Annotated in this window: 14 protein-coding genes; 7 read left to right on the plus strand and 7 right to left on the minus strand. The window is 70.3% G+C overall.

All coding sequences use genetic code 11. From position 1 onward, the window contains the following. Positions 1-422 precede the first annotated feature (422 nt). A complete protein-coding gene (locus ACZ69M_RS18340) occupies positions 423-1,163 on the plus strand; it encodes an MIP/aquaporin family protein (protein WP_470051011.1) in 741 nt (246 codons plus the stop codon). A 55-nt stretch (positions 1,164-1,218) separates the two neighbouring features. Further along, positions 1,219-2,739 carry a glycerol kinase GlpK gene (glpK, locus tag ACZ69M_RS18345; protein WP_095855875.1) on the plus strand — a complete coding sequence of 507 codons (1,521 nt, stop codon included), beginning with the start codon at positions 1,219-1,221 and terminating at the stop codon, positions 2,737-2,739. A gap of 118 nt (positions 2,740-2,857) precedes the next feature. On the opposite strand, the gene ACZ69M_RS18350 is transcribed toward glpK, so the two are convergent. The 5 genes from ACZ69M_RS18350 to ACZ69M_RS18370 are packed head-to-tail and all read right to left on the minus strand — an operon-like array spanning position 2,858 to position 10,858. Continuing rightward, positions 2,858-3,463 (minus strand): GTP-binding protein, encoded by a 606-nt coding sequence (locus ACZ69M_RS18350; RefSeq protein WP_470051014.1) that lies wholly within the window; start codon positions 3,461-3,463, stop codon positions 2,858-2,860. Next, positions 3,444-7,070: a hydantoinase B/oxoprolinase family protein gene (locus ACZ69M_RS18355; protein WP_470051016.1), complete on the minus strand. Its 3,627-nt coding sequence runs from the start codon at positions 7,068-7,070 to the stop codon at positions 3,444-3,446. Before ACZ69M_RS18355 ends, ACZ69M_RS18350 begins: the two co-directional genes overlap by 20 nt. Positions 7,071-7,094: 24 nt before the next feature. Beyond that, positions 7,095-7,490, minus strand: a complete 396-nt coding sequence (locus tag ACZ69M_RS18360; protein WP_054237191.1) for a DUF742 domain-containing protein — start codon at positions 7,488-7,490, stop codon at positions 7,095-7,097. A 9-nt stretch (positions 7,491-7,499) separates the two neighbouring features. Next, complete coding sequence (locus ACZ69M_RS18365) at positions 7,500-7,940, minus strand: roadblock/LC7 domain-containing protein (protein WP_388523229.1); 441 nt, start codon at positions 7,938-7,940, stop codon at positions 7,500-7,502. Beyond that, a complete protein-coding gene (locus ACZ69M_RS18370; protein ID WP_470051018.1) occupies positions 7,937-10,858 on the minus strand; it encodes a sensor histidine kinase in 2,922 nt (973 codons plus the stop codon). Before ACZ69M_RS18370 ends, ACZ69M_RS18365 begins: the two co-directional genes overlap by 4 nt. Before the next feature lie 568 nt (positions 10,859-11,426). Between ACZ69M_RS18370 and ACZ69M_RS18375 the strand changes: the two genes are divergently transcribed. Next, positions 11,427-12,110, plus strand: coding sequence for a hypothetical protein (locus ACZ69M_RS18375; protein WP_470051020.1), 684 nt, complete (start codon positions 11,427-11,429; stop codon positions 12,108-12,110). A 201-nt stretch (positions 12,111-12,311) separates the two neighbouring features. Here ACZ69M_RS18375 and ACZ69M_RS18380 read toward each other — a convergent pair whose 3' ends face one another. Both ACZ69M_RS18380 and ACZ69M_RS18385 read right to left on the minus strand, forming a co-directional pair. Further along, positions 12,312-13,505, minus strand: coding sequence for an NAD(P)/FAD-dependent oxidoreductase (locus ACZ69M_RS18380; RefSeq protein WP_470051021.1), 1,194 nt, complete (start codon positions 13,503-13,505; stop codon positions 12,312-12,314). Between the two features lie 34 nt (positions 13,506-13,539). Next, positions 13,540-13,860 (minus strand): bifunctional 3-phenylpropionate/cinnamic acid dioxygenase ferredoxin subunit, encoded by a 321-nt coding sequence (locus ACZ69M_RS18385; protein ID WP_470051023.1) that lies wholly within the window; start codon positions 13,858-13,860, stop codon positions 13,540-13,542. Between the two features lie 215 nt (positions 13,861-14,075). Between ACZ69M_RS18385 and ACZ69M_RS18390 the strand changes: the two genes are divergently transcribed. From ACZ69M_RS18390 to ACZ69M_RS18405, 4 genes are all read left to right on the plus strand, one after another. Continuing rightward, positions 14,076-14,897, plus strand: coding sequence for an IclR family transcriptional regulator (locus tag ACZ69M_RS18390; protein WP_470051025.1), 822 nt, complete (start codon positions 14,076-14,078; stop codon positions 14,895-14,897). Positions 14,898-15,130: 233 nt separating this feature from the next. Beyond that, entirely contained in the window at positions 15,131-16,216 is a 1,086-nt protein-coding gene (locus ACZ69M_RS18395; protein ID WP_470051027.1) for an S-(hydroxymethyl)mycothiol dehydrogenase, read from the plus strand. Continuing rightward, on the plus strand, positions 16,213-16,869 hold the full coding sequence (locus ACZ69M_RS18400; RefSeq protein WP_470051029.1) for an MBL fold metallo-hydrolase: 657 nt from the start codon (positions 16,213-16,215) through the stop codon (positions 16,867-16,869). Before ACZ69M_RS18395 ends, ACZ69M_RS18400 begins: the two co-directional genes overlap by 4 nt. A 44-nt stretch (positions 16,870-16,913) precedes the next feature. After that, on the plus strand, positions 16,914-19,451 hold the full coding sequence (locus ACZ69M_RS18405; RefSeq protein WP_470051031.1) for a GcvT family protein: 2,538 nt from the start codon (positions 16,914-16,916) through the stop codon (positions 19,449-19,451). The last annotated feature ends 44 nt before the right edge of the window (positions 19,452-19,495 follow it).

Genomic DNA, 19,495 nt, shown 5'->3' on the forward strand with positions numbered 1-19,495 from the left:
CGACGGACCGGGAGGGTTCTGAGCAACGGCCGTGCCGCCCGGGGCCCCTGTGACGGGTGAGGGCGAAGCGACGGCCTGCCCGAGACCGTGCCCCGGGCAGGCCCGTACCGTGCCCCGATCTTGGCTCGTTCACGGCCTTCAACCGTTGCCGTCGGCGACCTTGACGCCCTCTGGGCGCCGGTGAACACTTCCGGATGTCAGTCGGCATCGCCGCATTCGGGCGTCTTCAGGCACCGCGGCGCTCGGGTTCCCGACCTGTTTCCAAGGCCGTCCCCCACGGGCGATTCCGCTGCGACGGCACGCTCGTCACGGACGCCGGGCGGGGCGCGGGACCTCCCTGCCTTCGGCTGAAGTAGCCATGGGAAACGCACCCCGCACGGTGGCCCGGAGCGGACCGCTCCGGGCGAGGCCTAGGAGCCGCCATGAGCAACGGCAACATTTTTGTCGGCGAGTTGATCGGCACTGCGATTCTGATTCTGTTCGGCGCGGGGGTCTGCGCCGCGGTCACCCTCAACAAGTCCAAGGCGCAGGGCGCCGGCTGGGTCGTCATCGCGTTCGGATGGGGTTTCGGCGTGCTCGCCGGTGCCTACACCGCGGCGCCGCTGTCCGGCGGTCAGATCAACCCCGCCGTGACCATCGGTTTCGCCATCGAGGGCTCGACGAAGTGGGAGGACGTGCCCTTCTACATTCTGGGCCAGTTCGCGGGCGCCATCATCGGCGCCGTGCTCTGCTGGCTGCTCTACCTCGGCCAGTTCAACCTCAACGCCGACGAGGACAAGGCCATCGAGACGCTGGGCATCTTCTCGACCCGGCCAGAGATCAACCATCCCGTGCAGAACCTCATCACCGAGACCATCGCCACCATCGGCCTGATGCTGCCCATTCTGGCCATGGTCGGCGGCCACAAACACGTGGCCGGGATCGGCGACGCGGGACTGCCCGTCCAGCTCATCGCGTTCCTCGTGGTCGGTATCGGACTCTCGCTGGGCGGGCCCACCGGGTACGCCATCAACCCGGCCCGTGACCTGGGACCGCGCCTCACCCACGCATTGCTGCCGATTCCCAACAAGGGCACCTCGGAGTGGAGTTACTCCTGGATCCCGGTCGTCGGCCCGATCGCCGGTGCCGCCATCGGGGCCGCGATCTACAACGCAGCCTTCTGACGAGAACGCAGGCTTCCAACGCAGCCTTCTGACGAAGAAGACGTAAGGGGACGTCATGACGGAGAACGCCGAGAAATACGTCGCCGCAATCGACCAGGGCACCACCTCCAGCCGCTGCATCATCTTCGACCGGAGCGGCGCGATCGTCGCCGTCGACCAGCGCGAGCACCGCCAGATCTTCCCCAAACCGGGCTGGGTGGAACACGACGCCACCGAGATCTGGTCCAAGGTGCAGGCGGTCGTCGCGGGAGCGATCGCCAAGGCGGGGCTGCGCGCCGACCAGCTGAGCGCGCTCGGCATCACCAACCAGCGCGAGACGACGGTCCTGTGGGACCGGGCCACCGGCAAGCCCGTGCACAACGCGATCGTGTGGCAGGACACCCGGACCTCGGCGCTCTGCAACCAGCTGGGCGGCACGGACGGCCAGGACCGCTTCCGCGAACAGACCGGCCTGCCGCTGGCCAGCTACTTCTCCGGCCCCAAGGCGGCCTGGCTGCTCGACAACGTGCCGGGGCTGCGCGCGCGTGCCGAGCGCGGCGAGATCGCCTTCGGCACCATCGACTCCTGGCTGATCTGGAACCTCACGGGCGGCACGGACGGCGGTCGGCACGTCACCGACGTCACCAACGCCGGGCGCACCATGCTGATGAACCTGGAGACCCTTCAGTGGGACCCGTCGATCCTCGCGGCGATGAACGTCCCCGAGGCGGTGCTGCCCGAGATCAGGTCGTCGGCCGAGGTGTACGGCACCGCCGTGGGCCAACTGGCGGGCGTCCCCGTCGCCTCGGCGCTCGGCGACCAGCAGGCGGCGGTCTTCGGGCAGGCCTGCTACGACGTGGGCACCGCCAAGAACACGTACGGCACCGGCAGCTTCCTGCTGCTCAACACCGGCAACCGGCCCGTCCCCTCGAAGAACGGGCTGCTGACGACCATGGGCTACAAGATCGGCGGCGAGGCGCCCGTCTACTGCCTCGAAGGGTCGATCGCGATCACCGGCGCCCTGGTGCAGTGGTTCCGCGACCAGCTGGGCATCATCCGCAACGCCGACGAGATCGAGACGCTGGCCGCGAGCGTCGACGACAACGGCGGCGCGTACATCGTGCCGGCGTTCTCGGGCCTGTTCGCGCCCTACTGGCGCTCCGACGCGCGCGGTGTCGTCACCGGCCTCACCCGGTACGTCACCAAGGCGCACCTCGCCCGCGCGGTCCTGGAGGCGACGAGCTGGCAGACCCGTGAGGTCGTCGACGCCATGTTCCAGGACTCCGGCGTGCAGATCACCACCCTGAAGGTGGACGGCGGCATGACCAAGAACAATCTGCTGATGCAGCACCAGGCGGATGTCCTGGGCGTGCCGGTGATCCGTCCCCGCGTGTCCGAGACGACCTGTCTGGGCGCTGCCTACGCGGCCGGGCTCGCGACCGGTGTATGGAACGACCTCGACGAGCTGAAGTCGCACTGGCAGAAGGACGTCGAGTGGACACCGTCCATGGAGGCCTCCGTGCGCGACCGTGAATACCACAACTGGCGCAAGGCGGTGGAGAAGAGCTTCGGCTGGCACGAGGACGACGTCAGCTGAGACAGGGGTCCACGCGCGCGTGCGTCTCGCGTGAGCCACACGCGCGTGCGGGACGACGGCCCGTACCCCGGTCGGCGGGGGTACGGGCCGTATGCGCGGTTCGGACCGTATGTACGGGTCAGGTGGTGACCGGTTCGCGTCGGTCGGCTCCGTACGCCATCGCATGCTGGACGACCTCGATGAGGACCTCCTTGGCCGACTCCCGGTCTCTCGCGTCGCACAGGACGACCGGAACGTCGTCGTCGAGGTCGAGTGCCTGGCGGACATCGTCGACCGGGTACCGGGACGATCCCTCGAAGCAGTTGACGCCCATCACGAAGGGTATGGAGCGCCGTTCGAAGTAGTCGACGGCGGCGAAGCAGTCCTCCAGGCGGCGCGTGTCGGCGAGCACGACGGCGCCCAGGGAGCCGGAGGCGAGCTCGTCCCACAGGAACCAGAAGCGGTCCTGTCCGGGCGTCCCGAAGAGGTAGAGCACCAGGTCCTCGCGGAGCGTGATGCGGCCGAAGTCCATGGCGACGGTGGTGGTGTGCTTGCCCTCCACACCGCTGGTGTCGTCGACCGGGCGGCCCGCCTCGGTGAGCACCTCCTCGGTGCGCAGCGGTTTGATCTCGCTGACCGCGCCGACCAGGGTCGTCTTGCCCACCCCGAAGCCACCGGCCACCAGGATCTTGAGCGTGACGGGCTCGACCGGGGGCTTGCCGCGCTCAGAACGCCCGAAGATCATCGATCTCTTCTCCTGCTTGATGGGGGTCGTGGGACGGTGGGCCGTAGCCTCCGCCGCCGGGGGTTTCGATGACAAGTACGTCGCCGGGGCCGACGTCGGCCGTATCACTTGCGCCAAGTTCCGTGACCGTGCCGTCCGCGCGCTCCACCCGGTTGGCGCCGAGCGCTCCGGGCTCGCCGCCGGCCATGCCGTAGGGCGGGACCCTGCGGTGCTGGGTCAGTGTGGAGACTGTCATGGCCTGCTGGAACCGGATACGGCGCACGGCGCCGTCCCCGCCGCTCCAGCGCCCGGCTCCGCCACTGCCCGGCCGGACCGCGAACTCTTCGAGCCGGACCGGCAGTCGCCACTCCAGGATCTCGGGGTCGGTGAGCCGCGAGTTGGTCATGTGGGTCTGTACGACGCAGGCGCCGGGGAAGCCGTCTCCCGCGCCGGATCCGGAGGCCACGGTCTCGTAGTACTGGTAGCGCTCGTTGCCGAAGGTGACGTTGTTCATCGTTCCGGACCCTTCGGCCTGTACGCGCAGGGCTCCGTACAGCGCGCCGGTGATCGCCTGAGAGGTCTCCACATTGCCCGCGACCACGGCGGCGGGGGCCTCGGGAGCGAGCATCGAGCCACGCGGCACGACGATGTCGAGCGGGCGCAGACAGCCGTCGTTGAGCGGGATGTCGTCGGCGACCAGAGTGCGGAAGACGTACAGGACAGCGGCGTTGACCACCGCGAAGGGCGCGTTGAAGTTGGTGCTGAGCTGCGGGGACGTACCCGTGAAGTCGACCGTGGCGGAACGGCTTTCGCGGTCCACGGCGACCCGGACACGGATGACCGCCCCGGAGTCGGTCTCGTAGGCGAACTCACCGTCTTCCAAAGCGTCGATGACGCGGCGTACGGCTTCTTCCGCGTTGTCCTGCACGTGCCGCATGTAGGCCTGGACGACGTCGAGGCCAAAGTTCTCGATCATGCGGGCGACTTCGTCGACGCCCTTCTGGTTGGCGGCGATCTGCGCACGCAGGTCGGCGAGGTTGGTCTTCGGATTGCGCGAGGGGTAGGGCGCCTCGGTGAGCAGGCGAAGCGTCTCGGCCTCGCGGAAGCGGCCGTTCTCGGCGAGCAGCCAGTTGTCGAAGAGGATGCCCTCTTCCTCGATGGTGCGGCTGTTCGCGGGCATGGAGCCCGGGGCGATGCCGCCGATCTCGGCGTGGTGTCCGCGCGAGGCGACGTAGAACAGGATGCGCTCACCCTCCGTGTCGAAGACCGGGGTGATCACGGTGACGTCGGGGAGGTGAGTGCCTCCGTGGTACGGGTCGTTGACCGCGTACGTGTCACCCTTGCGCATGCTGTCGCCGCGTCGCCGGATGACCTCCTGCACGCTTGTGCCCATCGAGCCCAAGTGGACAGGGATGTGAGGGGCGTTGGCGACAAGGCTGCCGTCGGGGTCGAAGAGCGCGCAGGAGAAGTCCAGGCGTTCCTTGATGTTGACCGACTGGGCCGTGGACTCCAGGCGGGCACCCATCTGCTCGGCGATGGACATGAAGAGGTTGTTGAAGACCTCGAGGAGAACCGGGTCCGCTTCCGTGCCGAGATCGGAACTCTGCGTAACCGCCACGCGTTCCATGACCAGATGCCCGTCGTCGGTCATCGCGGCCCGCCAGCCGTCGTCGACGACGGTCGTCGCGCTGGCCTCGGTGATGATCGCGGGGCCGGTGACCGTTTCACCGGGCGGCAGTTCCTCGCGGCGGTGCAGGGGTACGTCGCACCAGGCGCCGCCCGTGTGGAGGCTGACCGTCTGCGCCGCGCCTCGGGCGGACGAAGAGGTCGCGAGGGCGGAGAGATCGGGGGGTTCGGTGAGTCCGGTGGCCTCTACGGAGAGGGCTTCCACGACGACCGGACGGTCGAGGGTGAAGGAGTAGGTGGCGCGATGGCGTTCTTCGAAGGCGTGGTTCATGGTGTCGGGCTCGGTGAGCTCGACGGTGAGCGCCGTGTCCGTTCCGTCGTAGCGGAGTTGGGCGCGGCGGGTGACGCGGATGCGGTCCTCGGGCACGTCCTCGGCGAGGAGTTCGGTGCGGGCGGCGCCCTCCAGGTCGTCGGCGGTCTTGAGGATGCCGGGCATCGCGGACGCCTCAAGGGGTGCCTCCACGGACTGCTCGCGCATGGCCGTCGTGTCGGCGAGTCCGATGCCGAGGGCGGACAGGACACCGGCCATGGGCGGGACGAGGACGGTGCGGATGCCGAGCGAGTCGGCGACCATGCACGCGTGCTGGCCGCCCGCACCGCCGAAGGTGGTGAGCGCGTACCGAGTGACGTCGTGGCCCTTCTGGACCGAGATCCGCTTGACCGCGTTGGCGATGTTGGCCACGGCGATCTGCAGGTAACCCTCCGCCACCTGCTCCGGGGTGCGGTCGTCCCCGGTCTTCTCGCTGATCTCCCGCGCGAGGGCGGCGAACCGGTCGCGGACGAGGGTGTCGTCGAGGGGCTGGTCGCCGTCGGGGCCGAACACTTCGGGGAAGTGGGTGGCTTGGATGCGGCCGAGTGCGACGTTGGCGTCCGTGACGGTGAGCGGGCCGCCACCGCGGTAGCAGGCGGGGCCGGGGTCGGCGCCCGCCGAGTCCGGGCCCACCCGGTAGCGGGAGCCGTCGAAGTGGAGCACCGAGCCGCCGCCCGCAGCGACGGTGTGGATGTCCAGCATGGGCGCCCGCAGCCGGACCCCGGCGATCCGGGTGGTGAAGACCCGCTCGTACTCGCCCGCGAAGTGCGAGACGTCCGTGGAGGTGCCGCCCATGTCGAAGCCGATGACACGGTCGAAGCCGGCGAGCTGCGACATCCGGGCCATGCCGACGATGCCGCCCGCCGGGCCGGACAGGATGGCGTCCTTGCCGCGGAACTGACCCGCTTCGGCGAGGCCTCCGTTGGACTGCATGAACATCAGTCGCACGCCCTGGAGCTCATCGGCGACGTGCTGGACGTAGCGGCGCAGCACGGGCGACAGGTAGGCGTCGACGACGGCCGTGTCACCGCGCGGGACGAGCTTCATCAGCGGGCTGACCTCGCTGGAGAGCGAGATCTGCGGGAAGCCGGTGCGTGCCGCCAGTTCACCGACGGCCTCTTCATGGGCGGGGTGGAGATGACTGTGCATGCAGACGACGGCGACGGCCCGGATACCGGAGTCGTACGCCTCCTGGAGGGGCCCGGCCAGGGCGTCCAGGTCGGGCGCGCGCAGGACCGTGCCGTCGGCGGCGATCCGCTCGTCGACCTCGACCACGCGTTCGTAGAGCAGCTCGGGCAGTTCGATCGCGCGGGCGAAGATGTGGGGGCGGTTCTGGTAGGCGATGCGCAGGGCGTCGCGGAAGCCTCGGGTGACGACGAGGAGGGTGCGCTCTCCCTTGCGTTCCAGCAGGGCGTTGGTGGCGACGGTGGTTCCCATGCGGACGGCGTCGATCCGCGCGCCCTGGGCGTCCTGGCCGCCGAGGAGTTCACGAACACCCGCCACCGCCGCGTCGGCGTACCTCGCCCGGTGCTCGGACAGCAGTTTGTGTGTGAGCAGGCGGCCGTCCGGGCGTCGCGCGACGATGTCGGTGAAGGTGCCGCCTCGGTCGACCCAGAACTGCCAGCCTGTCACGTCTGTTCCCCGCTTCCGCCCAGCTCAGAGCGCCCGGAGGCCGCTGATCACGTCGCGCAGAATACTCTCGTCCGGCAGCTCGGCAGGGGGTACGGGACGTGTCACATGGACCATTTCCTCGGTCACGAGGTCCCCGATGAGGACCCGGACCACTCCGATGGGCAGGTCGAGCTCGGCGGCCAGCTCGGCGACCGACTGGGGGGTGTCGCGGCAGAGCTCGACTATGTCCACGTGTTCCGGGGACAGCGAATGGTCGGCTTCGGGGTCGTCCGCGTGGGGCTCCGTGACGACCACCGCGATCAGGTCGAGGCGATGCTGGGCAGGACTCGTGGTGCGCCCGCGTGTCATGGCATAAGGACGGACCACCGGTCCGGCGTCGTCGTCGAACCAGTGGCGTTTTCCCTGACCGTCTCCGCTCATGCCATCCCACTACCCGCCCGAGGGCAGATCGGTGCGCGGAGCGGCGGCCAGATGTGCGCCGACCCGCTTCACCAGAAGCGTCATTTCGTAGGCGACCTGCCCGACATCGGAGTCGGCGTCCGAAAGAACGGCGAGACAGCTGCCGTCCCCGGCGGCCGTGACGAAGAGGAAGGCCTCCTCGAGCTCGACCACGGTCTGCCGGACACCGCCCGCCTCGAAGTGGCGGCCGACGCCCTTGGCGAGGCTGTGGAAGCCGGAGGCGACGGCGGCCAGGTGCTCGCTGTCCTCCCGGGTCAGATCCTTGGAGGCCCCGGTGGCAAGGCCGTCGCCGGAGAGCACGATCGCCTTGTTGATGCTGGCGACGCGGTCCACCAGGTCGTCGAGCAGCCAGTTCAGCTCTCCCGACGTCTTGCTGGTCGCGGTGGGCCCTGTGGCCTTCGGTGCGGTCATCGACCGTCCCCCTTCGTCGTTCCTGGTGCTGTGCCGCCCTGGGCCCCGTCGCCCGCGGCGTTCTCCTCGCGGCCCCGCTGCCAGCCCCGCTGGAGCGAGGCCATCCGGCTGCGTACCTCGTCGGCGTCGCGATCGGCGAGTTCCGCCCCCTTCGGGGTGTGGTCCTTGTCGCGCTCGGCGCGCCGTTCTGGTCCGTCCTTCAACTGGGGGGCCAGATTGGCCTGTCGGACGCGGCGGGGCAGCGGGCTGGCACCCGATTCTGCCCCTTGCGTCGTGGCGGCGGAGCCCCGGGTGGTCCCGGCCCTGCCCGCCGGCGCGCCGGCGGAGCGAGTGCGCCGGGGGAGAGCGGGGGCCTCTCGGAGGCCGGATGCCTCGGAGCGAAGGCCCGGAGTCTCGGGGCGTTCGCCGTTGCGGCGCCCGGAGATTTCGGTGCGGTCGTTGTTGCGGCGCCCAGAGGGCTCGGTGCGGTCAGCACGCCGGGCGGTCGACGACTGTGCGCTCGCCCTCTCCGCGATGCCTTGCCGCTCCACCGGCTCGAGGACCGGTTCGAGGTTCTCCACCGGCTTCAGCGCCTCGGGGAGCTCCTCGCCCGCCTCGCCGCGCCGGGGCCTCGTCCGGGTCACGGGACGACCGTGCGAGCTGACCAGCTTGGGAGTTCCGCGGCGCGGCAGGGGGACCGGGCCCCCCGCGTGGTCGTCGTCGCCGGAGCGGGCCGTCTCCGCGCCGCCCGCGCGGGGCTGCTGGTGGGGCCGGTGCTGCTCGACCGGGACACCCGCTATGGAGCGGCGCGGCCGGAACAGACCGCCCTGCTCGGCGTCCTCGTCGTCGAGGGCGCCCGGGAAGCCGCCGAGCACGTCCAGATCGACCGGCGCCTCCAGTTCGACCGGCCCGTCGAGGATCGCGGCAGGCAGGCCGGGGAGGCGCACCGGTACGTCGGAGAGCGCCGCCTTGCGGTCCTCCTCGATCTTGCCCTCCTTCGAGGGCAGCGCTCGGTCGAGACGGAAGCCGATGCCGTTGGTGTCCGGGACGTCGTCCGTGAGCAGCACGTCGGGGATGAACACCACGGCGGTGGTGCCGCCGTACGGAGAAGGCTGGAGGGAGACACGGACGTTCTGCCGCTGCGCGAGCCGGCTGACCACGAAGAGACCGAGCCGGTCGGTGTCGGACAGTTCGAACTCGGGGGTCTCGGCGAGCCGTAGGTTGGCGTCGAGGAGCGCTTCGGCCGCCATGCCCAGACCGCGGTCGTGGATCTCCAGGGTGAAACCGTTGGCGACGCGTTCACCGACGACCTGCACGGCCGTGTGCGGGGGCGAGAACACCGTGGCGTTCTCCAGGAGTTCGGCGACCAGGTGCGTGAGGTCGGCGACCGCGGGCCCGGTGACGGCGACGCGGGGCAGTCGGCGTACCTCGATGCGCTCGTAGTCCTCGACCTCGGCGACGGCGGCGCGGACGATGTCCATGAGCTGGACGGGCTTGCGCCACTGCCGGGACGGGGCCGCGCCGGACAGGATGACCAGGCCCTCGGCATGCCGGCGCATTCGGGTGGTCAGGTGGTCGAGGCGGAACAGGTCGGCGAGTTCGTCGGTGTCCTCGGTCCGGCGTTCCATGGTGTCGAGGAGGGTGAGCTGCTTGTGCAGCAGGACCTGGCTGCGGCGGGCGAGGTTGACGAAGACCTCGGAGACGCCGTCCCGGAGTTCGGACTGTTTGACGGCGGCCTCGACGGCCGCGCGCTGAAGGGTGTTGAGGGCCTGGCCGACCTCGCCGATCTCGTTCTTGTCGTACTCCAGGCGGGGCACTTCGGTCTCGACGTCGACCTGTTCGCCCCCGGAGAGGCGGCGCATGACGCTGGGAAGCCGGACGCCTGACGCCTCGTGGGCGTCCAGGCGCAGCCGGCGCAGGTCGCGGATGAGGCCCCGGCCGATGCGTACGGACATGACGAGCGAGGCCAGCAGGGCGATGAGTCCGAGGACACCCGCGATGACCGCCTTGACGATGACGCCCGTGGCCACGGGGCGGACACGGTCCTGGTAGCGGTCGCCGGCCTTGTCGTCGAGGTCGGCGAGTTCGTCGAGCACGTGTCCGGCCGCCCGGTCCCAGCTCTGCGCGGTGACACCGTGCGGGGATCCGGCCGGGGAGGTGACGACAGCCTGCTCCGCCACGCGCAGGGGAGCCGTGTCGGCGTTCGACCAGTAGCGCTCGAAGCGACCGCGTTCCGCGGAGGGCAGCAGCGGCAGGCTGATGTCGTACAGCAGGGTGCGCTGCGCGACGAGATCGGAGATGTCGCGGATGTCGTCGCGGGTGACGCGGCCCGCGACCAGCGCGGAACCGAGGAGGGCGTCCTCGCGGGAGAGCAGTTCGCGGGCGTTGGCGACGTTGACGAGGGCGCGGCCCTGCTTGTCCATCTCCACGTTGTCCACGACGTGGAGGTTGGCCATCAGTGTGTAACAGGGGTCGACCAGACGGTTGTAGAGGTCGAGGGCCTGGGCCCGGTTGACGGTGCCCTCCTCGACACTGCGGCGCAGCGAGTCGATGCCGTCGAGGGCGTCCAGGATGGTGGTGAGGCGCTGTGAGGTGCCCCCGTTCATCTCTTCCTGTACGTCTTCGTCCTTGGCGTTGTTGCGGACCTTCGCCACGGCCCGGTCGGTCGCGGTGCGACTGCGCTTCAGCGCCGTCAGCGCGTCGGAGGCGCGGGGATCGGCGAGATAGACGAGTGTCTGGCGGCGTTCCTGCTGGAGAACGCTGATGGTGTCCTCGGTGGGGTAGCCGATCTTCTCGACCACGTCCGACACGTTGAACAGCTGGTTGGCCGCGCGGCCGGTGAGTACCGTCGCGAAGGCCCAGATCCCTGTCAGGGAGAGGAGCGGCACGAGGAGCAGCGCCACGATCTTCCGGCGGATGGACTTCCCGCGAAAGCGCATGGCCTCCCCCAGCTCGACCCCCTCCGGCCCGGGGGCACACCTGTGCGTCAACAAACGGCGTGAGCCTACTACTGACGCACAGGTAACTCGAAGACGTGTCCGGGCGGCCGCCCGGCGTGAAGAGGGTGGAACCCGGGCTCTTGAGGGAACCGGAGATGGGCAGTTGTCCGTTCATTGGGGGAGATTGCCGCCCCGAATCCGGCATGGCGAGCCGGAGCTCATCGGGCCAGTGAACTTGGTCAGTTGGCCGGAATTTTTCGCTTGTCGGGAATCTTCCGGGCACATTGTTCGTCCTTCTCTACGGGAAATGGGGGCGGAATCGGCCACAGGGGCCGCATGCCGCGTCCAGGCGGCGTAAAACAGCGCAAGCCGGGCAGCCACTGGGGAGCAGGTGTCGTATGACACCCGTGCGAGGGTCTGCTGGGCGGTGGGGAGTGACAAGTTGATGGGCACGGCGGAGCGGGGCGGGACACCAGGGGTGGGAACTGCGGCGCCTGTGGCGGTGCGATCGGCCACACGGACACCGGATCGCGGCATACCGGCGGACTCGGCGGACGGACGCGACGAAGTGAGCGGACAAGGCGTCGTGACGGACGGGCGCGATCGGGTGAGCCGGCAGAGCGTGGCCCCGGAGGGACGCGACCGGAAGAACGACCGGACGGGTGCCGCCGGGATCGGAAGCGAGCGCAAGAGCGCCCAGGCCGTGGCCGAGGGCGGGCCCGAGCCGGTGGGCGGGCGGGGCACGGTCACCGGCGGGCAGGCGCGGGCGGTCGGAGAGGGTGCCGCTGACGGTCAGCGGCGTGCCGGCGGGCAGGCGCGGGCAGTTGTCGGGCACGAGGACGGATACGAAGAGCAGGCGTACTACCGGCCGTTGTGGATCGAGGAGCCCGCGCGTCGGCGACGGCTGCCCGATCCGGTGCGCACGTCGGCCGTACGTGCGGTGCTCATCATCGCGGTGACGCTGATCCAGGCCGTGATCGCCTTTCTGTCCACGCTGGCGGAGTCCTGGCTCGCCTTCCCGATGGTCCTGAGCAGCGTGGCCAGCACGGTGGTGGCCACCTGGGCCGCCCTCGACGTCTGGGTCACCCGCCAGGTGTGGAACCAGCGCAATGGCGTGGTGTCCGAACCGAGCAGCACCGCAAGGACCTTGAGGCGCGAGCGGCGCCGGGCCCGACGGCAGGCACGCGCGACGGAGCGCGCTCAGGAGCGAATACGGCGGCAGGGCGGCACCGGACAGTTGTCGCACCCGTGAGTACGGCTCGCGAGGAGTACGGCTCGCAACGAGTGCGGCTCGCGACTGAGTACGGTGCGACTCGCAGTTGAGCCCGGCTCGTGACTGAGCCCGGCTCACCGCTGCCCACGGCACGGCCGAGGGGCGGGCTCCACGGACGCCGTGGTGCCCGTGAACCTGGTGGTCCAGTTGGCCCCCGTCCGTGGGTCCGCCCACAGGCCGTCAGCTCGACACGGCGCCGGCCGGCTCCATCGGGTCCTCGCTGCGCGCCAGTTCACGGCGTGCCTTCATGAACGGGCGGGGGCGGTCGATGGACAGCACGGCCGTGGTGCGTCCGCCGCGCTCGTACAGGGCGAGAAGGCCGCCTTCGGCCGGTGCGCCGTCGTCGAGTGCGCCCTCGGTGATGCGGACGGCGTCCGCCGCGTGCCGGCGCCCCGCGAACTGGATCCGTGCGCCGTACTGATCGGACCAGAAGTAGGGCAGGGACCGTGCGCTCTCGACGGTGCGCCCGGCGAGCAAGTTGCGGACCGCGACACGGGGCTGTTCGGTGGCGGAGGTCCAGTGCTCGGCGCGGGCGCCTCCGACGCGGGCGACGTCGCCGACGGCGACCACCTGCGGCAGTGCGGTCACGCAACCGTCGTCGCACAGCACGCCATCGTGCAGAGCGAGTGTCGAACCGGCGAGCCAGCCGGTGTTGGGGGTGGCGCCGATGCCCACGATCACGACATCGGCAGGCAGGACCCGGCCGTCGGAGAGCTCCACACCCGTGACGGTGCCGCTCCCCCGCAGGCCGGCGACACCGATGCCGGTCACGAGGCCTGCTCCACCGCGGCGATGCAGGGCGGCGCACACGGCGGCCATCTCCGGGCCGATTTGGGGAACGAGGGGCAGGGGTGCGGCCTCGACGACGGTGACGTCGTGGCCGAGTCCGGCACACGAGGACGCGGTCTCGGCTCCGATGAAGCCGCCGCCTATGACGACGACGCTGCGCGGGCCCCGGGAGAGTTCCGCACGCAGGGCGCGGGCGTCGTCGAGCGTGCGCAGGGTGTGCACGCCGACGAGTCCGTCCCCCGGGAGCCGACGGGCCGAGGCGCCGGTCGCGATGACCACGCCGTCCGTGGAGACGGTGCGGCCGTCGTGGAGGAGGACGGTGCGCCCCCGGGCGTCGAGGCCGCGGGCGCGTACGCCGAGCAGCCACTCGGCGTCGAGTTCGGCGGCCTCCTCGGTGTCGGTGAGGGCGAGCCGGGTCTCGTCGGCGCGGCCGGTGAGGAAGTCCTTGGAGAGGGGTGGGCGGTCGTACGGCTGATGGGGCTCGTCCCCGACGATCACCAGGCGGCCGTCGAACCCCTGAGCCCGGAGTTCCCGGGCGGCGTACAGCCCGGAGAGGGAGGCACCGACGACGGTCACGGTCCTCATGAGGCGCGCTCTTGGGCGCACTCGGTCAGGGCGTTCATGCGGCGGTGCCCTCCTCCGCGGCCAGGTGGACGTGGATGACTCCGTCGTCGACGGTGACGCGGTGGGTGCGGACGGGGCGGCGTGCGGGCAGGCACGTCGGCAGGCCCGTACGGAGATCGAATGAGGCGGCGTGCAGCGGGCATTCGACCAGACAGCCCTCCAGCCAGCCCTCCGAGAGGGAGGCGTCCTGGTGGGTGCAGGTGTCGTCGATGGCGTACAACTCGCCGTCGGCGTTGAACACCGCGATGGGCGGCGTGGTGTCGACACGGACGGATTCGCCCGCGGGGAGGTCTTCGAGGCGGCAGACGGGAATCATGGGCCCCCCTCTCGGTCCTGGACTCTTCGTCCGGGACCTCCTGGTCCAGGTGGGTCCGGAGACCTTTCGGGTTCCGGACGCTTCGGTAACATGTTGTTTCGCATGGCGCACGAGGGAGCGCTATGCGCAACAGAATCCGCGCGGGGGTCCCGTCACGTCAAGGGCTTCCCGCAGATGCGGCCCAAACCGGGCCGTCAGGTGGTGAGAGTTGAGCTATGACCCGCACGCAGAAGCAGGCTGAGCACAACCGGGACGGTTCCGAGAAGCAGCACGGGAGAGGGGCCGGCAGCGCCGTCCAGTCGGTGGACCGCGCCGTGAGCGTGCTGGAGATCCTCGCCCGGGTCGGGGAGGCCGGGGTCACCGAGATCGCCGAGGAGCTGGACGTGCACAAGTCCACCGCCTTCCGCCTGCTCGGTGTCCTGGAGAACCGCGGTCTGGTGGCCCAGGCCAAGGACCGCGGGAAGTACTACCTGGGGGCCGCCGTACTGCGTCTGGCGGGGGCGGCGGCGGTGCGCCTCGACATCTCCCAGGAAGGCGTGCCGGTCTGCCGCGAACTCGCCGACGAACTGGGCGAGACCGTCAACGTCGCGGTGCTCGACGACGACGCGGCGGTCAACATCATGCAGGCACGCGGCACCGCGTCGGTCACCGCGCAGAACTGGCTGGGAAGACGCACCCCGCTGCACGCGACCTCCAGCGGCAAGGTGCTGCTCGCGCACATGCCGCCCACCCTGCGCGAAGGTCTGCTCGCGCGCGCCCTGCCACGGTTCACCGAGCGCACCATCACGGGTACGTCCGTGCTGCGCGCCGAGTTGGAGGCCGTGGTCGAGCAGGGCTACGGGGTCACCATCGAGGAACTGGAGCTGGGGCTCGCCGCCGTGGCCGCGCCGATCCGGGCGCACGACGGGAAAGTGATCGGGGCGATCAGCGTGTCGGGTCCGGTGTACCGGCTGAACTCCGACCGACTGCCGGAGCTGGCGAAGCGGACGGTGGCGGCGGGGGCCGAGTTGTCGCGCCGGATGGGGTACGGCTTCTGAGGGCCCGCAGGGGCGAAGGGGCGGGGCGCGGGATTCTCCCGGCCCCGCCCCTTCGTGTGTCCAGTCCGTATGCCCAGTCCGTATGCCCAGTCCGTGTGTCCGGCACGTTTCGGGCGGCCCGTTCCTTTTGCCAAGGGTTAACGCCGACCCCTTGACGACCCCATGACGGCGTTCTCAATATGTTCCTCATCGCGCAACCCATCGTGCATTGCGCAACAGCAGAGGAGCTTGTCGTGCCACACGAGGTCCGTGCCGTAGTCGCCGTCAAGAAGGGTGCACCCGTCGAGGTGCAGACGATCGTCGTTCCCGACCCGGGACCCGGAGAGGTGCTCGTCAACGTCCAGGCCTGCGGGGTCTGCCACACGGATCTGCACTACCGGGAGGGCGCGATCACCGACGACTTCCCCTTCCTGCTCGGCCACGAGGCGGCCGGCACGATCGAGGCGGTCGGCGACGGCGTCAGCGACCTGGTCCCGGGCGACTACGTGGTCCTCGCCTGGCGGGCGCCCTGCGGAACCTGTCGCTCCTGTCGTCGCGGGCGCCCCTGGTACTGCTTCGACTCCCGTAACGCCACCCAGCCGATGACGCTGCTCGACGGCACCCCGCTCAGCAACGCGCTGGGCATCGGTGCCTTCGCCGAGAAGACCCTGGTCGCGGCCGGGCAGGCGGTGAAGATCGACCCGGCCGCCCGCCCCGAGGCCGCGGGTCTGATCGGCTGCGGCGTGATGGCCGGATACGGCGCGGCGGTCAACACCGGCAACGTCGGGCGCGGCGACACGGTCGCCGTCATCGGCTGCGGAGGCGTCGGCAACGCGGCGATCGCGGGCGCCTGTCTCAACGGCGCGATGAAGGTCATCGCCGTCGACATCGACGACAAGAAGCTCGACCAGGCCGAGAAGTTCGGCGCCACCCACACGGTGAACTCGCGCGGGACGGATCCCGTCGAGGCCGTCCGTGCGCTCACCGACGGTTTCGGGGTCGACATCGCCATCGACGCGGTGGGCCGACCGGAGACGTACAAACAGGCCTTCTACATGCGCGACCACGCGGGTGTGCTCGTCCAGGTCGGCGTCCCCGACCCCGAGATGAAGATCGACCTCCCGCTGATCGACCTGTTCTCGCGCGGCGGTGCGCTGAAGTCCTCCTGGTACGGCGACTGCCTGCCGAGCCGCGACTTCCCGTTCCTCATCGACCAGTACCTGTACGGGCTGCTCGACCTCAACGCCTTCGTCAGCGAGACCATCTCGCTCGACCAGGTCGAGGAGGCGTTCGCGAAGATGCACCGCGGTGAGGTACTGCGGTCGGTGGTGGTCCTGTGAGCCAAGCCGGGCCCCAGGGACACGGTCACGAACAGGACCACACGGTACGGGTCCAACGCGTCGTCACCTCGGGCACCTTCAGCCTCGACGGCGAGACCTTCGACGTCGACAACAACGTCTGGCTCGTGGGCGACGACGAGGAGGTACTGATCGTCGACGCCGCCCACGACGCCCGTACGATCCACAAGGCCGTCGCCGGACGCCGTGTCACCGCGATCGTCTGCACCCATGCGCACGACGACCACATCGACGCGGCCGCCGAGCTCTCCGTACTGACCGGCGCGCCCGTGCTCCTGCATCCCGACGACAACGAGCTGTGGTCCTTCACCCACCCCGGGCGCAAGCCGGACGGGGAACTGCGTGACGGCCGGATCCTGGCGGTCGCCGGTATCGAACTCCAGGTGATCCACAGCCCCGGCCACACCTGGGGCAGCTGCTCCCTCCACGCCCCGTTCCTGGACACGGTCTTCACCGGGGACACCCTCTTCCACGGCGGCCCCGGCGCGACCGGCCGCTCGTACTCGGACCGGCCCACCATCGAGGCCTCGCTCCGCAACCGGCTCCTCACCCTCCCCGGCAACACGGTGGTCCGTACCGGGCACGGCGAGGACACCACCATCGCCGCCGAACGCCCCCACGTCCCGACCGTCTGATCCACCCCCGAGCGCGTCCACTCCCCACCCCGGCAAGGAGGGGCATGTCCAGCACGCCCGCAAACCATCCCCGTGTCGTCATCATCGGCGCCGGCATCGTCGGCTGCTCGCTCGCCGACGAGCTGACCGCCCGCGGCTGGACCGACGTCACCGTTCTCGAACAGGGACCGCTGCCCGCCCCGGGCGGCTCCACCTCGCACGCACCGGGCCTGGTGTTCCAGACCAGCCCGTCCAAGACACTCACGGCGTTCGCCCGGTACACCGTGGAGAAGTTCAACTCGCTCCAGGTCGAGGGCGTCTCCTGCTTCAACCCGGTCGGCGGTCTCGAACTCGCGACCACGCCCGAGCGCCTCGCCGACCTGCACCGCAAGGCCGGCTATGCCGCCTCGTGGGGCGTACGCGGCGAGATCGTCAGCGCGACCCGCTGCAAGGAACTGTGGCCGCTCATCGACCAGTCGGCCGTCCTCGGCGGCTTCCACACCCCCGACGACGGCCTGGCCCGCGCCGTGCTCGCGTCCCGGGCGCAGAGGGAACGCGCCACCGAACGGGGCGCCCGTTTCCTCGACCGCCACACGGTCACCGGTATCGAACAGGAGGACGGCAAGGTCACCGCCGTGGTCACCGACCGCGGCACCCTCCCCGCCGACCACGTCGTCTCCGCGGCCGGTTTCTGGGGCCCGGTCATCGGCCGGATGGCCGGGGTCGATGTCCCCCTTCAGCCGCTCGCACACCAGTACGCAAAGACCAAGCCGCTCCCTGAACTGGCCGAATCCACCCCGAAAGCCACCTCCGGAGCGAGCCCGGAGGCCACCTCCGAAGCCACCGCTGAGACCACGGCTGAAACCACTGCTCACACTCCCACCGACGCCTCGAAGCCCATCCTCCGCTTCCAGGACCGCGACCTCTACTTCCGCGAGCACCACGACCGCATCGGCATCGGCAGCTACGCCCACAAGCCGCTGCCCGTCGACCCGTTCGGGATCCTCCCCTACGACGAGGCGCGCGCGAACGACATGGAGATGCCGTCGTCGTACCCCTTCACCGAGGAGGACTGGGCGCCGAGTTGGGACGACTGCCGCTGGCTGATGCCCGCCCTGCGCGAGACGGAGATCGAGGAGGGCTTCAACGGCGTCTTCTCCTTCACCCCGGACGGCATGCCGGTGCTGGGGGAATCGCGCGAGCTGCGCGGATTCTGGCTGGCCGAGGCCGTCTGGGTCACCCACTCCGCGGGGGTCGCCAAGGCGGTCGCCGAATGGATGGTCGACGGGCGCGCCTCCATCGACCTGCACGAATGCGACCTCGCACGCTTCGAGGACGCGCAGCGCTCACCGTCGTACGTCCGCGAACGCGGCTCGCAGCAGTTCGTCGAGGTGTACGACGTCCTGCACCCCCTCCAGCCGATGGAGCACCCGCGCCCCCTGCGCGTCAGCCCCTTCTACGCCCGGCAGCAGGAACTCGGCGCGTACTTCCTGGAGGGCGGCGGCTGGGAGCGCCCGCACTGGTACGAGGCGAACGCCCCGCTCGTGGACGGTCTGCGGCTCCCCGAGCGCGACGCCTGGTCGGCCCGCTACTGGTCGCCCATCGCGGCCGCCGAGGCGAAGGCGACCCGCGAGAAGGTCGCCCTGTACGACATGACCCCGCTGCGCCGCCTCGAAGTCAGCGGGCCCGGGGCCCTCGGCTTCCTCCAGCGCATGACCTCCAACAACCTCCGCAAGAAGCCGGGCGCGGTCACTTACACGCTGCTCCTGGACGAGACGGGCGGCGTACGCTCCGACCTCACGGTCGCGCGCCTCGCCCCGGACCGGTTCCAGGTGGGCGCCAACTCCCCCACCGACCTGGACTGGCTGGTGCGGCGCGCCCCGGACGACGTGCGGATCAGGGACATCACCTCCGGCACCTGCTGCATCGGCGTCTGGGGTCCGCTGGCCCGCGAGCTCGTGCAGCCGCTGACCCGCGACGACTTCTCACACGAGGGCTTCGGCTACTTCCGCGCGAAGGAGACCTGCCTCGGACACGTCCCGGTGACGGCGCTGCGGCTGTCGTACGTCGGCGAGCTGGGCTGGGAGTTGTACACGTCCGCCGATCTGGGGCTCAGGCTCTGGGACACGCTGTGGGAGGCGGGCCAGGAGCACGGCGTGATCGCGGCCGGGCGCTCCGCCTTCAACAGTCTGCGCCTGGAGAAGGGCTACCGCGCCTGGGGCGTGGACATGACCGACGAGCACAACCCGTTCGAGGCGGGGGTCGGCTTCGCGGTCCGGATGGACAAGGACGGGTTCGTCGGCCAGGAGGCGCTGCAAGGCCTCGCCACGGAGGAACCCGCGCGCAGGCTCACCCCTCTCCTCCTCGACGACCCGGTCGCCGTCGTGCTCGGCAAGGAGCCCGTCTACGTCGACGGCGCCCCGGCCGGTTACGTGACCAGCGCCTCGTACGGCTACACGCTGGGCCGCTGCATCGCCTACGCCTGGCTGCCGGCGCTCCCGACCGGTACGGGCGTGCACATCGAGTACTTCGGCGAGAAGGTCCCCGCGACCGTCGCGGATGAACCCCTCTTCGACCCGAAGATGAACCGAATCCGCCGCTGAAGCCGAAGTTCGTGCCGGTCGTCGGCGAGATCGTCGCCGACCGC

The organism is Streptomyces sp. NPDC107454, assembly GCF_055582885.1.

Excerpts from the sequence above, each read along its gene's own strand:
- ACZ69M_RS18360 (WP_054237191.1), bottom strand. The coding sequence starts at position 7,490 with ATGAGCGGAGACGGTCAGGGAAAACGCCACTGGTTCGACGACGACGCC.
- ACZ69M_RS18380 (WP_470051021.1), bottom strand. The coding sequence starts at position 13,505 with ATGAGGACCGTGACCGTCGTCGGTGCCTCCCTCTCCGGGCTGTACGCC.
- ACZ69M_RS18385 (WP_470051023.1), bottom strand. The coding sequence starts at position 13,860 with ATGATTCCCGTCTGCCGCCTCGAAGACCTCCCCGCGGGCGAATCCGTC.
- ACZ69M_RS18340 (WP_470051011.1), top strand. The coding sequence starts at position 423 with ATGAGCAACGGCAACATTTTTGTCGGCGAGTTGATCGGCACTGCGATT.
- ACZ69M_RS18365 (WP_388523229.1), bottom strand. The coding sequence starts at position 7,940 with ATGACCGCACCGAAGGCCACAGGGCCCACCGCGACCAGCAAGACGTCG.
- ACZ69M_RS18390 (WP_470051025.1), top strand. The coding sequence starts at position 14,076 with ATGACCCGCACGCAGAAGCAGGCTGAGCACAACCGGGACGGTTCCGAG.
- ACZ69M_RS18405 (WP_470051031.1), top strand. The coding sequence starts at position 16,914 with ATGTCCAGCACGCCCGCAAACCATCCCCGTGTCGTCATCATCGGCGCC.
- glpK (WP_095855875.1), top strand. The coding sequence starts at position 1,219 with ATGACGGAGAACGCCGAGAAATACGTCGCCGCAATCGACCAGGGCACC.
- ACZ69M_RS18370 (WP_470051018.1), bottom strand. The coding sequence starts at position 10,858 with ATGCGCTTTCGCGGGAAGTCCATCCGCCGGAAGATCGTGGCGCTGCTC.
- ACZ69M_RS18350 (WP_470051014.1), bottom strand. The coding sequence starts at position 3,463 with ATGATCTTCGGGCGTTCTGAGCGCGGCAAGCCCCCGGTCGAGCCCGTC.